Below are 17,813 nucleotides of genomic sequence, written 5' to 3' on the forward strand. Positions count from 1 at the left end.
CTCTTTTCCCGTAATCGACAGCTTCAAAAGAACGTTGCAGCCCTAATTGTTTTGGGGAGTATTCACCAGTATGCTGTAAAATCTCCATATAATTATAAAGAAAAGGATATATCCAAAAAAAGAATAGAAATGATTCCAATTAGAAGAATGGATAAACACGCCCGCTCGTTCAGCCGCTTGTTCAAAAATGCAGGCTAAAATACCAATTAAGCAAAGTAGGATTGGGCGAACAAAAGGACGGATTTTATGCATGACGATTAAAAATGAGGCGGTGATAATAGGTAGAATGACGAGCGTAAACAAGATGTTAATAGAGAAGATTTTCGGGAACAATCGTTTTGGAAAGGCGTAAAATCTGCATTCAACAAAAATCAAATCTAAGTATGTTCCAAGTAAAGAGGCAAAAAGTGCTGCAGCAAGTAAAGCAATGTTATTCCTTTCTAAGAAAAATTGCTTTTTTCGCCATGATGGTAAGTTCAATTTTTTCGATTGTTTTACAATAATCTTCATAAATATCCCCGCCTGAAAATGTTTCTTCTTTTAAATAGTGGATGACCTTCCAATCATGGAACCAATCTCCACTGTCCGCGTCTTCGTGTTTGATATTTCCCCAAGCGAATTTTAATTGAGGGCTGTAAATGCGCGGCTCTCCTTTTTTCAACTCGCACTTTTTTGTCCTTCGTTTATAGATTGTGCCTGGCAATGATTCTTTCACATGATGAAAGAGGTGCCCCCAGTAATCTGCTCTCGAACCTGTATGCTTATTTTTTTTTGCCCAACGCAGCACTCCTTGTAAAACGTTCTCTTGGTGAAAAAGCAAAGAATATAAACGTTTACCTAACATAATTCGTTCATGAAGCGATGCAAAATGCTGCAGCGTCGCTCCGATTAAAGCAGGCTTTGTTTCATTTTCAACATACGGAAAGATGATGTGATTAAATCGCAAAAAATCATAAAGCTTGAAGCCAATCGTGTTTAATACGGTCTTTTGAAAATGATGATTTTGAATAACATGTTTTTCTAAATAGTTTTGTTCATTGATGACCGTTGCGATTGCCAGTAGATAATAGTTTCTGTTTTCCCAATAGTGATTCCAGATTGTTTCCATAAATGTTGATACGTTTAAATAGGGGAGGAGGTAAAATAAGTTTCGTTTCATGCGCAAGCTGTGGTGATAAAGTAAAAATTGCGGGAATACATCTTGAAAGATTAACCAATTTCCACGTTCTAAAAATAAAAAGTAGTTTTTTTGCTCCTTTTCTGATATTAGCCTTGTTAACAAGTCTCCTTTTAAATCTGTCATATGCCATCCTCCATTCCGGGAAACCATATGTCCTAAGAGCGCCCAATGGATGTCTGGATGCCTGATATAAAAATTTAAATATGCAGCTGTTCTAGTTACGTTGTTAGTGTTGAGTGTATTTGTCACGTTCACAATGGAATCAATGATGTTTTGTTCCCATGTTTGTAATGGAGGCATAGGCTGATTTACGTTACATTTCATTTTTTCGACGAGATCTTCCTTAATTTTCAAAAGCTGTTGATCGATCAATTTATTGTTGTTCAACCATGGAAAGACCATCCTATTCCTCCCTCATCGAATAGCTTCCATAAAAGCTGAATATGTATAAGAATAAGCTAAAACTTACTACATGAAGTGGTGGTGAATAGGATGAAACAACGAATTGAAGCTGAAATCAATCGATTGGCGGAATTAATCCTAAAGAGGCAAAATTTTGACGGAACTTGGGATTTCCCATTTGAAACGGGTATTGCCACAGATTGTTATATGATTATCTTATTACGAACATTGGAAATTCATGATGAACAATTCATTCAATCACTCGTTGACAGGATATTAAGTAAACAGGAGAAAAACGGAGCATGGAAGCTGTTTTACGATGAAGAGAAGGGAAATCTATCCACAACAGTTGAAGCATACTATGCTTTACTTTATTCGGGATTCATCGATCAAAACAATACAAACATGCGACTAGCTAGGAAGTTTATCATAAACCATGGTGGCATTGGAAAAGTAAATATGTTTACGAAAGTCATGCTTGCTTTAACGGACCAAATCAAATGGCCTAAATCCTTTCATCTGCCGATCGAATTCATTTTATTTCCGACTACTTTTCCTGTAAATTTTTTTGACTTTTCCGTTTATGCAAGAGCCAATTTAATACCAATATTGATTGCTGCTGATCGCAAGTTTAGTATAAAGACAAAGCATACTCCTGACTTATCAGACTTATATGTTCATAGAAATGAAGACCTTTGGGACTTGGGCTCTTCTGAATGGCGTTCTTTTTTTCCGTTTATATATGACGGCATGAAACAATTAGTAGGTATTTCTTTTGAGCTTCATCGATTGGCATTACATCGAGCAGAACAATATATGTTAAATCGAATTGAACAAGATGGTACCTTTTATAGCTACTTTAGTTCAACATTTTTAATGATTTTTGCTCTGATGGCTCTAGGATATTCGAAAAAGCATCCAGTTATTGTTCGGGCTGTTCAAGGGCTAAAGTCAATGAAGACAACAATAGATGGACATACTCATATTCAATACACGACGGCAACTGTTTGGAATACGGCATTATTAAGCTATTCATTACAAGAAGCTGGTGTACCATCTGCGTCAGCTTCTATTCAAAGAGCAAATCAATATTTGCTTTCTCGCCAGCACTATCTATATGGTGATTGGGCTGTTCATAATCCGTATCAAATACCGGGGGGATGGGGATTTTCAAATATTAATACGATGAATCCGGATATTGATGATACAACAGCGGCTTTACGCGCGTTGCGAAAAGAAGCATTAAATAATCGCTCCTTTTGGGATCGAGGAATGAAATGGCTCCTGTCTATGCAAAACGATGATGGAGGCTGGGGATCGTTCGAAAAAAATGTCAATAAGTCATCGCTATCTTGGCTTCCGATAGAAGGCGGGGAAAAAATGCTTCTTGACCCATCAACGCCTGATTTAACGGGAAGAACGTTGGAGTTTTTAGGGAATTTTACACGATCAAGCTACAATCAAACGTTTATAAAGCAAGGGGTAAAGTGGCTTTTAAAAAATCAACGAAGCGATGGTTCTTGGTATGGACGATGGGGAATTTGTTATATTTATGGATCATGGTGTGCATTAACAGGCTTAATCGCAGTAAAGGTGAGAAGAGATCACCCTGCCGTACGAAAGGCTGTGAAATGGTTATACTCCATTCAAAATGACGATGGGGGCTGGGGAGAGTCTTGTAAAAGTGATATGCAGAAAAAATTTATCCCTTTACCAGCTAGTACTAGAGTGCATACCGCATGGGCATTAGACGCTTTGGCAGCGGCAGAAGAAACGGTTACACCACAAATGAATCAAGCAGTGAACTATTTATTAAATTCAAAAGATGAAAATTCATGGACAATCACATACCCAAAAGGTCAAGGCTTACCTGGCGGATTTTACATTCATTATCCAAGCTATGAATATATTTTTCCTTTGCTGGCATTGGCTCATTTTGTAAAGAAATGGTGATTAGAGGATGGAAATTTGTACGCAAAAAGCTGCGGCCGCAACATTTTTGATAATTAATTTTTAACCTTTTTACCGAAAAATAGTAGAACGATGTTTCAATCGAAAGCTATCCTCATTTAAAGTGAAATTCGCGAGACTCCTAAAGGGAAAAAGCGATCAGTGTAAGACAAAAGCTATGAATTATTTCCCTATGAGGAGTCATACATGAGAAATTTATGAAAAATAAAAAGGAAATCGCACTAGTTTATAATAATATTAATAGATATAAGGCTTGTAGATTATCAAAATATTTAATCGGATTAACTGTAAACGGTTACAATTTATTTGAGCTAAAGGTGAAATATATGTCAAACAAAAGATGGACATTAACTTTTTTATTCTTAATTATTTTGTTTCTATATGTTTTTATTCAATTTATATGGACGTCAAAGCAGATGGAAGAGACAGTGGAAGCTCTTGACAAAAGGGTTTCCCTACATGAAGAACCTCCGCATTTTATTCTTATTGCTCAAGAATTCGATAATCCATACTGGCGGAAAGTAGAAAAAGGTGCTCAGGATGCTGCAAAAAAGTTTCAAGTAGAAGTTGAATATGTCGCTCCGTTACGAACAAGTATTGAAGAACAGATTAAGCTATTAGAAAAAGCAATTGCTTCTAAAGTAGATGGAATCATTGTTCAAAGTTTGGATGAAGAAACATTTACTCCAATCATTAATAAAGCAATATCCAAAAATATTCCAATTATCACAATTGATACAGATGCTAAAGCGAGCCGTCGTCTTTCCTATATAGGGACAGACAATTTTGCAGCTGGTCAATTGCTTGGGAAAACCGTGGTAGATATGACAACAGGGCAGCATAAAATTGGGGTTATTATTGGGAGTGAATCATCTGACAATCAACAGGAGCGGCTAGATGGTTTTTTGTCAGTTATTAAACAACATCCAAGGTTAGAAGTAGTGGAAGTCCAAGCATCCAATATTTCAAGAATACAAGCGTCCATTCAAGCTGATATTATGTTAAGAAAATATCCCGATATTTCAGTGATGGTTGGGACAAGTGCTTTAGATGCAATTGGTATGACAGTGGCTGTGAAAAATTTGCAACGATCCGATATTCAAATTTTTGGATTTGATGACGTCGAAGAAACATTATTGGCAATAAAAAAAGGAGAGATTACAGCAACCATCATTCAAAAACCATATGAAATGGGTTTTATTGCTGTTCAATTAATGTCCAAGCATTTGCAAGGACAACCTATTCCAAACGTATATTTTACTTCAAGCAAAAAAGTAGATGCATCAAACGTACAAATGGAGGTAACACCGTGAATATACGGACAAAATTGTTTATCTTTATTCCATTGCTCGTCATTTTACTCAATACTATAGCATTTTTTATTTTTGATAGTGGAAAAAAAGTTCAAAAGAGCTATGACTTCATGGTCCATCGTATTTACTTATACAAACAAATTTCCAATGAAACTCAAGAAAATCTTCGCTATTTAAGCAGCTATCTCATATATCAAGACAAAGAAAATCTTAACTTGCTAATTAAACATAAAGCTAATTTAGAAGCTCTGCAAAGTAATTTAAGCAACAATTCGGCCAGTAATGCTTTAGTAGTTGATAATTACAAAAATATGATCAATACTTTTCTCCAACTGGAAGAAGCTATTTTAACAAACTTAAAAGAAAAAAAATTTCTGGATCAAGCTGATCAATTCAAAGAAATAGAAAGAGTTGCTTCTTTCATTCGGGAGGATAGCCAACAACTAGTAGACATGGAATTGAGTGAATACCAGCCTGTGTATAATAGTATGTTGGCAATTAACGAAAATATGAATAAATGGGGAGGAAGTTTGTTTATTGTAACCACAGCATTAAGTATCGTATTTGCTATCTGGCTGTCTCGAAGTATCGTCATTCCCATTCAGCAGCTTGTTCAAACAGCTAAACAAGTCGCTGCGGGAGACTTAAATACGAACGTGCCGATATACCAGCCAAATGATGAGGTTGGGGTACTAGGAAAAGTGTTTAATCAGATGATTGAAAATTTACGAAAATTAATCTCTAAAAATATGGAAATACTAGAAAAAGAAAAATTAATGAGAGAATTAGAGTTAAAAGCACTTCAAAGTCAAATTAACCCGCACTTTTTATTTAACACATTAAATGTGATCTCAAAGCTTGCATATATTGAAGGAGCTGAAAAAACGAGTGAACTAACCATTTCTACTTCCAATTTATTACGATATAATTTGCGGAAATTAAACGAACCTGTCATGCTGCGTGAAGAAATTGAAAATGCAAAAGAGTATTTTGCCATACAAAAAGCACGATTTCGTGACCGTATTTCATTTCAAATGGAGATTGATAATCATTGTTTAGACCAATCAATACCTGCACTTACGATTCAGCCTTTGCTTGAAAATGCTTTTGTCCACGGGATCGAATCAATGGAATCAGGAGCTGTTATTGAGTTAAGCGTCAAAGAAAAAGAAGGAAGAGTGTTGGTGAAAATTTCGGATAATGGTGTAGGGATGGATGAAAAGATTGTGAAAACAATACTCGAGTCACCATCTTTTTCAATTAAAAAATCAACAGGACATTCAACAGGATTAGGAATGGAAAATGTGTTTCGACGTTTGCGATTATTTTACCAAGTACATGATATCGTGGATATTAAAAGCAAGCAAGGTCGCGGCACCACGATTTTGTTGTCATTACCAAGAGTAAGGGGGAAAAGATGCATGTATAAACTTCTCATTGCAGATGATGAACCTCTAGAGCGTGAAGGGTTAGAATTGATGATTCAAAAATGTTTGCCCAATCAATTTCAAATTTTTCATGCTGAAAATGGCCGATTGGCGATACAACAGATGGAAAAGCATCAGCCGGAAATTATATTTATGGATTTAAAAATGCCCGGTATTCAAGGACTGGAGGCGATTGAAGAAATAAAAAAACAAAATCCTAAGATTAAAATCATTATATTAACTGCATTTGATTATTTTTCCTATGCAAAAGAAGCCATTGAACTCGGTGTGAATGATTATATTTTAAAACCGGCTAAAAAAGAGAAAATTGTCTCTGTGTTGAAAAAATGTATATCAGAATTAGAAGAAGAATTGTTAAATCGTGAGAAGGAACTGAAAATGAAAGAAAAGCTGGGACACCTTTTTTCAATTAGTGAATCCGAATGTGCCCTAATGATTATGATGGATGCAGTATCAGAAACAGACGTGGATGAATTGCTTTCTCTGTTAAAAATCCCTCACCGAACTAGTGTAGCCTTTGTCATTGAATTTTCCGATATAAAGATGGAAGAGAAACAAGATTTATACCAAATTGTCAAAAGGTATATGAAAAATAAACAAGAGTGTATATGCAGTCCTTTAATCGATCATCGTATGACGATATTTTCTTTTCCTTCCGATCAGGACATGACGAGAAATCAATGGATTACTCTTTCCATGAAATGGTTGAAGGAAATCGAAAAACGAACAAACAAAAAAATTAAAATAGGAATTGGTACTTTGCAAAAGGATATTCAAGGCTTTAAAAAGTCATATCAAGAAGCTCTTCTGGCTGTAACATCTCAACCGTATTTTGGACGGGTAAAACATATTTCAGAAGTAGAGGCTGCACACGATTCAGACAAGAAAGAAAAGAATCGAGCTTTACTAAATTCAGAGAATACGAAGGGACTAGATATAGCACTTCAATTTATTTCTGATCATTTTCACGAAGATATTACACTAGAGGAAGTCGCTCAATTGATGAATTTTCATCCACACTATTTTAGTAAACGATTTAAACAGGAAACGGGCCAAACGTTCTCTGATTTTTTAACACACATGCGTATTGAAAAAGCGAAAGAACTGATGAAACAATACCACCTTAACGTAAAAGAAATCTCTTATTATGTTGGTTATAACGATCCTAACTATTTTAGCCGAGTTTTTAAAAAAGTTACAAAAATGACGCCAAAAGAGTATCGAAACCAACTGCAGAAAAATAAATGATAAATTCGATCACTTCTCCTATACGTGCAGGAGGGGTGCTCTTTTTTTTAGCACTTTTTTGACAAATATTAAAAGAATCCTATTTTGGTAGTCAGTAAAATTTTTACAGGTGAAAAATGTCCCTTTATAAGTCGAAAAAGTGAAGGAAATAAGAAAGAAATCGTTTTCATATGCGTGATAGGCTTAAAAATGAAAGCGTAAACATTACGAGGGGGGTTTCAAATGAAGAAATGGTGGAAAACTTTATCGATGGCAGCTGCATCACTTGTTTTAGCTTCTGCTTTAACAGGATGCGGCGTTGTTTCATCGGGAGACGAGGACAAAAGCAGTCAAGCAAAAGAAGATGGCGACAAAATTGTGGTTGGTTTCTCAATGGATACGTTAAAGGAGGAGCGCTGGCAGCGCGATAAAGACCTGTTTGAAGCAAAGGTAAAGGAATTAGGAGCAGAAGTAAAAACGCTTGCGGCTAATGGCGATGATGCTGCTCAATTGAATCAAGCAGAACAATTAATTTCCGAAGGGGTAGATGTGTTAGTTGTTGTACCACATAATGCAGAAGCTACAGCAGCTATTGTTGACAAAGCGCATAAAGAAGGAATTAAGGTTATTTCGTATGACCGCCTGATTAAAAATGCAGATGTAGACTACTATGTATCTTTTGACAATGTTCGAGTTGGGGAAATGCAGGCGAAAGAGATTGTTAAGCAAGCACCGACTGGAAACTATGTATACATCGGTGGTGCCGATACAGATAATAATGCACACCTATTCCGTGAAGGAGCTATGAATGTGTTAAAACCGCTTGAAGAAAAAGGGGATATTAAGATTGTTTATGATCAGTTCTCAAAGGACTGGAAGCCTGAAGAAGCATTGAAAAATATGGAAAACGCTTTAACAGCAAATAAAAATAATATTCAAGCAGTTATAGCAGCAAATGATGGCACAGCTGGCGGCGCCATTCAAGCATTAGCGGCTCAAGGACTGGCAGGGAAAATCCCTGTGTCTGGTCAAGATGCAGAGTTGGCTGCGCTGCAACGCATCGTGGAAGGAACGCAAACAATGACGGTTTATAAACCAATTCATGCTATTGCCACGAAAGCGGCTGAAATAGCTGTAGCTGTTGCAAAAGGAGAAAAAATCGAAACAGATCAAAAAATACCGAACGGTAAAATCGATGTTCCATCTATCCTTCTCGATCCTATTGCTGTAACGAAAGAAAATGTTCTAGATACTGTCATTAAAGATGGATTTCACAAATTAGAAGATGTCTATCAAAATGTTCCAAAAGATCAATGGCCAAAACAGAATTAAATGTTATAAAGGCTGACTCTTCCAAAAGAGTCAGACCTTTCTCATTCTATCATGCTGCGAATGGGAGGGAAGATGGTTGTATTCGTTAGAGATGGATCAAATAACAAAAGAGTTTCCCGGAGTGAAAGCATTAGACCGTGTAACATTTAAAGTGAAAAAAGGTGAAATTCATGCGCTCTGTGGTGAAAATGGAGCGGGTAAATCGACGTTAATGAAAGTATTAAGTGGATTATATCCAACTGGAACATATTCAGGAGAGATTCGTATAAACGGAACCCCTGTACATTTCCGCAATATTAAAGATGCAGAAAAGGCAGGGATTGCAATTATTCACCAAGAACTTGCACTCGTTAAAGATTTGACAGTTGGAGAGAACATTTTTCTAGGAGCAGAACCAAAAAAATATGGCGTCATCCAATGGGATCAATTGTTTTATGAGTCATCCGAATGGTTAAATGCAGTAGGTTTAAATGTGGCCCCTCAAACGAAAATCTATTCACTTGGCATCGGGCAGCAACAACTTGTGGAAATTGCCAAAGCTTTGTCTAAAAATACGAAGATATTGATTTTAGATGAACCGACAGCTGCCTTAACAGAGAGTGAAGTCGAAATATTAATGGGAATTTTAGAGGAATTAAGAAAAAAAGGGGTAACATGTATTTACATTTCTCACAAAATGCCTGAAGTTTTTCGTTTAGCTGATTCCATAACCGTCTTACGTGATGGAAAATCCATTGCAACTCTATCCAAAGATGAAACAAGTGAGGATGAAATTATTTCTTTAATGGTCGGCAGAGAATTAACGGAACGATATCCGCAAGCTAAACGAACTCCAAAAGAAACGATTCTTGAAGTGAAAAACTATTCTGTCTGGCATCCAGACATGCCAAAAATGAAGGTAAATGATAATATTTCCTTTTCACTTAGAAAAGGAGAAATCCTTGGAATAGCTGGATTAATGGGGTCTGGTAGATCAGAGCTTGCCACAAGTCTTTTTGGAGCATATGAGGGAAAACGGGAAGGCGAGGTATGGATAGAAGGTAAAAAGGTTCACATTCGCAACGTTCAAGATGCTATTAATGAAGGGATAGCATTAGTGACAGAGGATCGAAAACGCTTTGGTCTTGTTTTAAGCATGGATGTGAAAACAAATACCACTCTTGCCAGTTTGAAAAAAATTAGCAAATGGGGCGTTATGAACCATAATGAAGAAATGAAATCAAGCCAACAGTTTGTCCAGAAGTTAAAAACTAAAACGGCATCTCTCGAAACGAAAGTTGGAGCATTATCGGGAGGGAATCAGCAAAAAGTCGTTATTGCCAAATGGTTGATGTCTAAGCCGAAAATTTTAATTTTAGATGAACCTACACGGGGAATTGATGTAGGGGCAAAATATGAGATTTATCAATTAATGAATCAGCTGGTTAATGAAGGAGTCGCAATCATTATGATCTCATCAGAGTTGCCTGAAATACTTGGTATGAGCGATCGAATTCTGGTCATGAACGAAGGCAGATTTGTGAAAGAGCTGACGAAAGAAGAAGCCACACAAGAAAAAATTATGTCAGCAGCAACGGGAGGAGGGAAATAAATGGAATTAAAAGTGACGGCTCAACAAAAGACAAATGTCAAAAAAAAGTCGTTGAAAGATATAATCGGAAAAATTGACGTACGGGCTTATACGATGATTGGTGCCATAGTTGCGATTTGGCTGTTCTTTGGAATTTTGAACGATACATTCTTAACAGCGCGTAACCTTTCAAATTTATTCACTCAAATGTCTGTTACTTCTATTTTAGCGATTGGAATGGTCCTCGTTATTGTTGCCGGACACATTGACTTATCTGTCGGATCCATTGTAGGTCTTACAGGAGGTATTGCTGCCATATTTAGTAACTGGATGGGAATGCCAACGATTGTTGTCATTGTTGTCACGTTAGTTGCTGGTGCAATTGTTGGCCTACTTCAGGGTTGGCTAGTTGCCTATCAGGCAATTCCTGCATTTATTGTCACTTTAGGCGGTATGATGGCATTTCGCGGCATCTTAATGGGAATAACGAAATCAACAACCATTCCTATTTTTGATGCGAATTTTATTGCCCTTGGAAGTGCCTATTTTACAAATATGTTTGGGATTGTGTTGGCCATACTAGCAGTAGTCATTTTGGTTATTTTAACAATAAGAAAACGAAAAACTCGCTTAAATTATGGATTTGAAGTAATGCCTCTTTCATTGGAAATCATGAAAATACTTTTTCTTAGCTCACTCATTGTTTTATTCGTCATCACGATGAACAGCTATAAAGGAATTCCGTTTCCCATTATATTTGTTATCGGTTTGGCAGTCATTTTTTCATTTATTGCGAATAACACAACATTTGGCCGTCATATTTATGCAATTGGCGGAAATTCAGAAGCTGCGCGTTTATCAGGAATTAATATTAAAAGTCGCACGATGATGCTGTTTGTATTTAGCGGATTGTTATCAGCCGTTGCAGCAATTGTGTTAACAGCTCGTCTTTCTTCTGCTACCATTTCGGCTGGTCAGATGTATGAATTAGATGCTATCGCTGCATGTGTCATTGGCGGAACCTCTTTAATGGGCGGATCTGGAACGATTATTGGTGCGATTATAGGGGCCATGGTCATGACATCGCTCGATAATGGAATGTCCCTTATGGGGCTGGACACCTATTGGCAGTACATTGTGAAAGGAAGTATTCTTGTACTAGCAGTCTGGATAGATATTGCAAGCCGTAAAAAAAATAAGTAGTTAAAAATCTGCTACAAAAGGGCTGAACTTTGGATATCATTCATAGTTTCAGCCCTATTTGTATTGGTAAAAAATGTACCAGTATGCTGTAAAATTTCCATATAATTATGAAGACTATATCAAACTATGGAAAGCTTGGAATAAACCTCATTTCATTTCCTATCCTTGTGGTCATTTAGGCATCGTATTTCAACGAAGGAAAATCACTAAGGACGGAATGTGATTTATTAAATGTAAAATCACATAAATAAAAAAGCCTATAGGTAATTCTAGAAGCAATTAAGAAGTTCGATAACTAAACTTACCTCTTAAATAAGCCTAATTTTTTTGCTGCTTTTTTCTTCCATTTTTTAAAATGTTGTTGACATGGTTTTTGACCGTTCGGATGGAAATGAACATTTCACCTGCAATTTCACGTATTATCTATGAACTCTAATATTTTTCATTCGGTTGGCGTTAGTTGTGATTGGATTTTTCCCATCTTATATTGATTTTCTATCTTTTTAACTTGCAAAATTCTTTGGTCAAGTCCAAATTATTGTGTAAATTCCCCCCTACGAACTTTACTTTCTATAATTTGGATGGGGATGTTTAATAAGTCGTTTTTCGGCTTATAGACGCTCTTTTAATGTTTTAGAAATGTTGATAGATTGATATTTTTCAATGAGGATTTGACTTTTTAGACAGCCTCTATTGGATATATTTTTTAACTATCACTTTTTTGATTAATTCTTTCACAAACCGTTTCGTTTATATCTAAATTCGGTAAAAAATAAATTAAGATAGAAATGAAGAATATTTATGAAAGGAGTGAAAAAATGAAGCAATACCATATCATTGTTTCAGGACGTGTGCAAGGAGTGGGGTTTCGATATTTTACGCAATCAAAAGCAGTCGAGCACCAAATTTCCGGTTGGGTTCGAAACAAGATGGACGGAACGGTTGAAATCGTTGCAGAAGGAGAGGAGCAAAATTTACAGAACTTTCTTGCCTCTATTCAAAAAGGTAGTCCTTTTTCAAAAGTTGAAAATATACAATTAACGGAACATGATGAAGTGGAAGGCTTTCAAAAGTTTGATATTCGTTATTAATCATTAAAGCATCAATATGATAAAACACCCCTATTTGTACAAGGGGTGTTTTAATAAGGTAACACTTTTAAATTGAAAAATGTCATTAGATCGGCCACCAATGGAAGCCGTCTTTGGCAAGAAGTTCATCCGCTTCTTTAGGACCCATCGAGCCTGCCTCATAGTTCGGGAAGGCCGCTTTTTTACGGGACCATGCATTTGAAATCGGATCAACATATGCCCATGATAAGGCGACTTCATCCCAGTGGGTAAAGTTCGTGGCATCGCCTTGCATGCAATCATATAGCAATCTTTCATATGCCTCCGGAGTGTTCATGCCGTCGATGCCGTTATTGTTGTAAGAAAGCTTAATTGGTGTAGCCTCTGAGCTTACTCCCGCTTTTTTGGCATTGAGATGAAGCGTAATCCCTTCATCAGGCTGGATATGGATGACAAGCAAGTTTGGAACGCGGTCGCTTTCCTTTTTAAAGTAAAGGTTCATTGGAATGTCTTTAAATTCGACAACAATTTTTGTTGATTTTTCTTTCATCCGCTTTCCTGTGCGAATGTAAAAAGGAACGCCTGCCCAACGGTAATTGTCAATCAAAATCTTTCCGGCCACAAACGTTTCTGTATTGGAATCGGGATCTACATTTGTTTCTTCTCGGTAGCCGATAACCTCTTTTCCATTAATTATTCCCTTTGTATATTGGCCTCTTACAAAATAGCTGTCGACTTCATTTTCCTGAATTGGCCGTAATGCACGAAGCACTTTAATTTTTTCGGAACGAATTTCGTCAGTCGTTAATTTAATTGGCGGTTCCATCGCAAGCAGGGCCACCATCTGCAGCATATGGTTTTGCACCATATCTCTGAGCGCACCGGATGTTTCATAATAGTTGCCCCGGTCTTCCACGCCGAGTGATTCGCTTGAAGTAATTTGAATATTGGAAATAAAACGGTTATTCCATAAATGTTCAAAAAGCGCATTGGCAAATCGAATGACTTCAATATTTTGCACCATTTCTTTTCCTAAATAGTGGTCGATTCGGTAAATTTGCTCTTCATCGAATGCGGCGCGGATTTCATCGTTTAATTTTTGGGCGGAAGCTAGGTCATGGCCGAACGGCTTTTCAATGACAAGTCTTGTCCATCCGTTTGTATCTTTTAAACCGTGCTCTTTTAAATTGTTAGCGATGATTCCGAAAAATTCAGGCGCCATCGCCAAGTAAAAGACTCGGTTCCCTTCCGTTTGATATTTTTCATCCAAGTCGGAAAGTAAGCTTTTTAAGCTGTGATACGAAGACTGGTTCGATACATCAAACGGATGATAATAAAAATGCGAAGTAAAGGATGTTAGATCGCTGTTGACGGAAACTGCATTTTCAACGGAATCTTTAACATTTTCCCTGAACGTTTCGTTCGTCCATGGTCTTCTTGCCACGCCAACGACCGCGAATTCTTCGCTGATCTTACCGCTTTGATATAAACGGTAAATGGATGGGAATAATTTCCGTTTTGCTAAATCTCCTGTTGCTCCGAATATAATGATGATTGCTTTTGGTAACTGGATTGTATTCACTGAACGTACCTCACTTTATCGTTTTGCTATAAATTTTGCTAAAAATATGTACCCGTTCAAATATTTAATTTTAAAGGTAAACGTACTGTAACGCAAATAATATTTGCTGATTTTTCTGCTAAATATTGAATGAATGTATTATAATAACTGATAAAAAGACATTTGGAGGAGCGAACGTTGAATCTTTATTTTTTAGGAACAGGTGCTGGTCTGCCGGCCAAACATCGAAATGTGTCTTCCATTGCGCTTGAATTGCTTGAAGAACGCGGTTCTATTTGGCTGTTTGATTGCGGCGAGGCGACACAGCACCGGATTTTATATACGAACATCAAACCGGCAAAAATTGAAAAAATTTTTATTACGCATTTGCATGGTGATCATATATACGGACTTCCCGGTTTGTTAGGAACAAGATCCTTTCATGGCGCCGAGAGCCCGCTCGTAATTTACGGTCCTCCCGGCATTAAAGAATTTGTGGAACAAACTTTGAAGTTAAGCTTTACTCATCTTAAATATCCGCTTATCACAAAAGAAATATTTGACGATGAAACCGTTTTTGAGGATGATCAATTCATCGTTAAGGTAAAGAAATTGGAGCACGGCATCCCTTCATTCGGTTATCGGATTATAGAGAAGGATCTGCCCGGAACACTTTTAGCGGATCGATTAAAAGAAATTGGAGTAAAACCTGGACCTATATACAAAAAATTAAAAAATGGCGAAACAGTCCAACTTGCTGATGGAAGAGTTTTGAATGGAAAAGATTTTTTAGGTCCTGTCAAAAAAGGACGGATTGTTTCGATTTTGGGTGATACAAGATATTGCAAGCAAAGCGTCGAATTATCAAAGGATGCGGATGTTTTAGTGCATGAGGCGACATTTGCAAAGGATGAAGAGCTTTTGGCCTACAATTATTTTCATTCGACAACAGTTCAAGCAGCGCAAATTGCTTTAGAGGCAAACGCAAAAACGTTATGGCTGACGCATATTAGCTCGCGATATCAAGGCGAAGAGGATTGTCAAATGCTTCTTGCTGAAGCAAGGGCTGTATTTCCAGAAGCAAGCCTTGCCCATGATTTTTTATGTGTCCCAATTCCTAAAAAGTAGAAAATGGTATGGGGATGCCAAAAATGAAACTTTCGCCGCCTTTTTTACATAGAATAAAAGAATCGTCTACAGGCATATTTAGTCCTATAATCGGGCAAAAAAATCGTCGACATGATTCTTGCAGAATCTCTGAACTTTCAAAATTTTTTCGGTTGCGGCAATGAAAGAATTATATGTTGATTCAACACTCACTGTATGCTTTGGAAAATGCAATATGCAAACAAAAGCTGCCTCAAAAGGCTTTTTTGAGACAGCTTCTTCTTTTATACGCGCCATCCGCGTTCATATTGTGTCGGCGATTCAATTTTTGCGTTTAGTTCATTAGCTGCATGGTAAGGCCAATATGGATTTCTCAATAATTCGCGGGCGACAAAAATAAGATCCGCCCGGTTGTTTTTTAAAATCTCTTCCGCCTGCAAAGGTGAAGTAATTAAGCCGACTGCCCCTGTTTTGATGTTTGCTTCCTGTCTGATTTTTTCGCTAAATGGCACTTGGTACCCGGGATAAACATCTATATTTGCCGGGACAAGCCCTCCTGAGCTGACATCAATCAAATCGACACCATCCTCTTTCAGCCATTTAGCAATTTGTACGTAATCATTTATCGTCGATCCGCCTTCAACATAGTCACTGGCGGAAACACGAACAAACAACGGGCCTTCCCACACTTTCCTTACGGCTTGGATAACCTCTTTTAAAAACCGGTAGCGGTTCTCTAAGCTTCCTCCGTACTCATCATTGCGCTTGTTTGATAGCGGAGATAAAAATTCGTTAATGAGATAACCGTGGGCTGCATGGATTTCGATGATATCAAAGCCTGCGTCCTTAGCTCGTTTTGCTCCTAATTGAAATTTTTCAACCGTTTCTTTTATTTGTTCTTTTGTCAGTTCTTTCGGTGTACGGCTGTTTTGATCAAAAGGAATTGAAGATGGGGCGAATATGTCTCCGCTCACATTTGACTTTCTTCCTGCATGAGCAAGCTGGATGCCTGTTTTCGCTCCGTATGATTTGATTTGTTGCACAAGTTCAGCCAATTTTATAATATGGTCATCTTCCCATATACCGAGGTCCAATTCAGAAATTCTGCCTTCCGGCGTAACAGCTGTTGCTTCAAGAATGATGAGGCCCACCTGTCCCACCGCTCTTGAAATGTAATGTGTGAAATGAAAATCTTCAAGAAATCCTTTTTTATTTGCGGCTGAGTACATGCACATCGGCGACATGACAATTCGATTTTTCAATGTGACATCTTTAATCGTAAATGGAGAAAATAATAATCGGTCTTTCATCTTTTATTCGCCTCCCTAAATATTTCCTTTAAAATTTTAGCAATTATGATTATTTTTGTCATATGATCTGCTTGGTAAATATAAAAAAGGGGTTCAGTATTGCTCGCTGAACCCGAGTCCGATTTCAGATTATTGTTCGTTCACCAGTTTTTCCTCCAAAGCGCTGTTTAATTCTTTTGACCGTTCGACTGCCCGTTTCACACAGCTTATAATAGCTTCATCTACGTGATGATTGTTTAGGACGCTTAAGCCGGCTTCAGTTGTGCCGCCTGGGCTCATTATTTCTTTTCTTAGAGTAGACGGCTCTTTGTCAGACGTTTTTAACATTAATGCTGCCCCATAAAGTGTTTGAACAATGAGGGAGCGCGCCATGGACTTTTCTAAACCGATTTCTTCTGCTGCTTTTTCCATTGCTTCTACTATGTAATAAATATAGGCTGGTCCGCTTCCTGCCAGTCCTGTGACGGCATCGAGCTTGTCTTCTTCAACAATTTCTACTGTTCCGATCAATTGAAACAGTTCAACAGCTGCTGACAGGTCACCATCCGTTGCATATTGTCCTTGTGCCAAGGCGGTTGCTGATTGTCTGATGGTAGCGGACGTATTCGGCATTGCTCGAATGACGGGAATACGTTTGTTGAATAATGTTTCAATTGCTTTCGTTGAAACGCCTGCGAGCATGGAAATAACAAGATGGTTTTCTGTTGCGTATTCGCGGACTGTTTTTACTGCCTCGTCAACGTCCTTCGGCTTCATCGCGAAAAAAATCGTTTTTGTGTTGTCAAACAAATGCTTTTTATCTTTTGTCATCGTGACGCCGTATGTTTTTTGCAGCTCCTCGAGCCGCTTTTCATTGGAACGGTTTGTCACAACGATCTCTTCTCTCCGGCACTTGTTCCCGTTGATCAATCCGGATATAATAGCTTCCGCCATAGATCCGGCTCCGATAAATCCAAACTTGTACATAAAAAGAGACTCCTTCCTGATCGTTTTATATGTTTCTTTTGAACTTCTTCCCTATAAACTTAGTTTAAAAGAGAAGAGATTCAGTGGGAAAGGTAGCGAGAAAACGTTTTACTATTCATCTGTTAAGCAACAGAAGCGCATGCTTTGGATGGG

General features: G+C 37.5%; 13 protein-coding genes. 8 read left to right on the forward strand and 5 right to left on the reverse strand.

Features of this window, described 5'->3' with window-relative positions; all coding sequences use genetic code 11:
• Window positions 1-42: 42 nt before the first annotated feature.
• Together NSQ94_RS06785 and NSQ94_RS06790 are read right to left on the reverse strand one after the other, a co-directional pair.
• Complete coding sequence (locus NSQ94_RS06785; protein ID WP_327859085.1) at window positions 43-510, reverse strand: CBO0543 family protein; 468 nt, start codon at window positions 508-510, stop codon at window positions 43-45.
• The gene (locus NSQ94_RS06790; RefSeq protein WP_327859084.1) at window positions 431-1,582 is read right to left on the reverse strand and encodes a DUF2515 family protein; all 1,152 of its coding nucleotides are present in this window, start codon (window positions 1,580-1,582) and stop codon (window positions 431-433) included. The genes NSQ94_RS06785 and NSQ94_RS06790 overlap by 80 nt, the downstream gene beginning before the upstream one ends.
• Before the next feature lie 90 nt (window positions 1,583-1,672).
• Between NSQ94_RS06790 and shc the strand changes: the two genes are divergently transcribed.
• The 7 genes from shc to NSQ94_RS06825 all read left to right on the forward strand — a co-directional run bounded on the left by shc (window position 1,673) and on the right by NSQ94_RS06825 (window position 12,737).
• Window positions 1,673-3,535, forward strand: coding sequence for a squalene--hopene cyclase (shc, locus tag NSQ94_RS06795; protein ID WP_327859083.1), 1,863 nt, complete (start codon window positions 1,673-1,675; stop codon window positions 3,533-3,535).
• Window positions 3,536-3,750: 215 nt separating this feature from the next.
• Window positions 3,751-4,866 (forward strand): sugar-binding protein, encoded by a 1,116-nt coding sequence (locus NSQ94_RS06800; protein ID WP_327859082.1) that lies wholly within the window; start codon window positions 3,751-3,753, stop codon window positions 4,864-4,866.
• Window positions 4,863-7,562, forward strand: coding sequence for a response regulator (locus tag NSQ94_RS06805; protein WP_339230419.1), 2,700 nt, complete (start codon window positions 4,863-4,865; stop codon window positions 7,560-7,562). The genes NSQ94_RS06800 and NSQ94_RS06805 overlap by 4 nt, the downstream gene beginning before the upstream one ends.
• Window positions 7,563-7,784: 222 nt before the next feature.
• On the forward strand, window positions 7,785-8,873 hold the full coding sequence (gene xylF / locus NSQ94_RS06810) for a D-xylose ABC transporter substrate-binding protein (RefSeq protein ID WP_339230421.1): 1,089 nt from the start codon (window positions 7,785-7,787) through the stop codon (window positions 8,871-8,873).
• 91 nt (window positions 8,874-8,964) lie between these two features.
• Entirely contained in the window at window positions 8,965-10,464 is a 1,500-nt protein-coding gene (locus NSQ94_RS06815; protein WP_066247700.1) for a xylose ABC transporter ATP-binding protein, read from the forward strand.
• On the forward strand, window positions 10,465-11,646 hold the full coding sequence (locus tag NSQ94_RS06820; RefSeq protein WP_063388156.1) for a sugar ABC transporter permease: 1,182 nt from the start codon (window positions 10,465-10,467) through the stop codon (window positions 11,644-11,646). It begins immediately after the preceding gene.
• An 818-nt stretch (window positions 11,647-12,464) separates the two neighbouring features.
• On the forward strand, window positions 12,465-12,737 hold the full coding sequence (locus NSQ94_RS06825; RefSeq protein WP_094246179.1) for an acylphosphatase: 273 nt from the start codon (window positions 12,465-12,467) through the stop codon (window positions 12,735-12,737).
• Between the two features lie 85 nt (window positions 12,738-12,822).
• Here the strand turns inward: NSQ94_RS06825 and zwf are convergent, their stop codons facing one another.
• Window positions 12,823-14,298, reverse strand: a complete 1,476-nt coding sequence (gene zwf, locus NSQ94_RS06830; RefSeq protein WP_311066302.1) for a glucose-6-phosphate dehydrogenase — start codon at window positions 14,296-14,298, stop codon at window positions 12,823-12,825.
• A gap of 177 nt (window positions 14,299-14,475) precedes the next feature.
• Here zwf and rnz point away from each other — a divergent pair, with 177 nt between their 5' ends.
• Window positions 14,476-15,405, forward strand: coding sequence for a ribonuclease Z (gene rnz, locus NSQ94_RS06835; RefSeq protein ID WP_130157788.1), 930 nt, complete (start codon window positions 14,476-14,478; stop codon window positions 15,403-15,405).
• A gap of 263 nt (window positions 15,406-15,668) precedes the next feature.
• Here the strand turns inward: rnz and namA are convergent, their stop codons facing one another.
• On the reverse strand, window positions 15,669-16,694 hold the full coding sequence (gene namA / locus NSQ94_RS06840; RefSeq protein ID WP_130157790.1) for an NADPH dehydrogenase NamA: 1,026 nt from the start codon (window positions 16,692-16,694) through the stop codon (window positions 15,669-15,671).
• A 129-nt stretch (window positions 16,695-16,823) separates the two neighbouring features.
• On the reverse strand, window positions 16,824-17,660 hold the full coding sequence (gene proC, locus NSQ94_RS06845; protein WP_063388161.1) for a pyrroline-5-carboxylate reductase: 837 nt from the start codon (window positions 17,658-17,660) through the stop codon (window positions 16,824-16,826).
• Window positions 17,661-17,813 lie beyond the last annotated feature (153 nt).

This window comes from Aeribacillus sp. FSL K6-2833, assembly GCF_037965815.1.
GTDB classification, from domain to species: domain Bacteria; phylum Bacillota; class Bacilli; order Bacillales; family Aeribacillaceae; genus Aeribacillus; species Aeribacillus composti.

Bases quoted from the DNA above. Each gene is read 5' to 3' on its own strand.
- NSQ94_RS06825 (WP_094246179.1), top strand. From the start codon at position 12,465: ATGAAGCAATACCATATCATTGTTTCAGGACGTGTGCAAGGAGTGGGG.
- NSQ94_RS06820 (WP_063388156.1), top strand. From the start codon at position 10,465: ATGGAATTAAAAGTGACGGCTCAACAAAAGACAAATGTCAAAAAAAAG.
- shc (WP_327859083.1), top strand. From the start codon at position 1,673: ATGAAACAACGAATTGAAGCTGAAATCAATCGATTGGCGGAATTAATC.
- NSQ94_RS06790 (WP_327859084.1), bottom strand. From the start codon at position 1,582: ATGGTCTTTCCATGGTTGAACAACAATAAATTGATCGATCAACAGCTT.
- proC (WP_063388161.1), bottom strand. From the start codon at position 17,660: ATGTACAAGTTTGGATTTATCGGAGCCGGATCTATGGCGGAAGCTATT.
- NSQ94_RS06800 (WP_327859082.1), top strand. From the start codon at position 3,751: ATGAAAAATAAAAAGGAAATCGCACTAGTTTATAATAATATTAATAGA.
- namA (WP_130157790.1), bottom strand. From the start codon at position 16,694: ATGAAAGACCGATTATTATTTTCTCCATTTACGATTAAAGATGTCACA.
- NSQ94_RS06815 (WP_066247700.1), top strand. From the start codon at position 8,965: ATGGATCAAATAACAAAAGAGTTTCCCGGAGTGAAAGCATTAGACCGT.
- NSQ94_RS06785 (WP_327859085.1), bottom strand. From the start codon at position 510: ATGAAGATTATTGTAAAACAATCGAAAAAATTGAACTTACCATCATGG.
- xylF (WP_339230421.1), top strand. From the start codon at position 7,785: ATGAAGAAATGGTGGAAAACTTTATCGATGGCAGCTGCATCACTTGTT.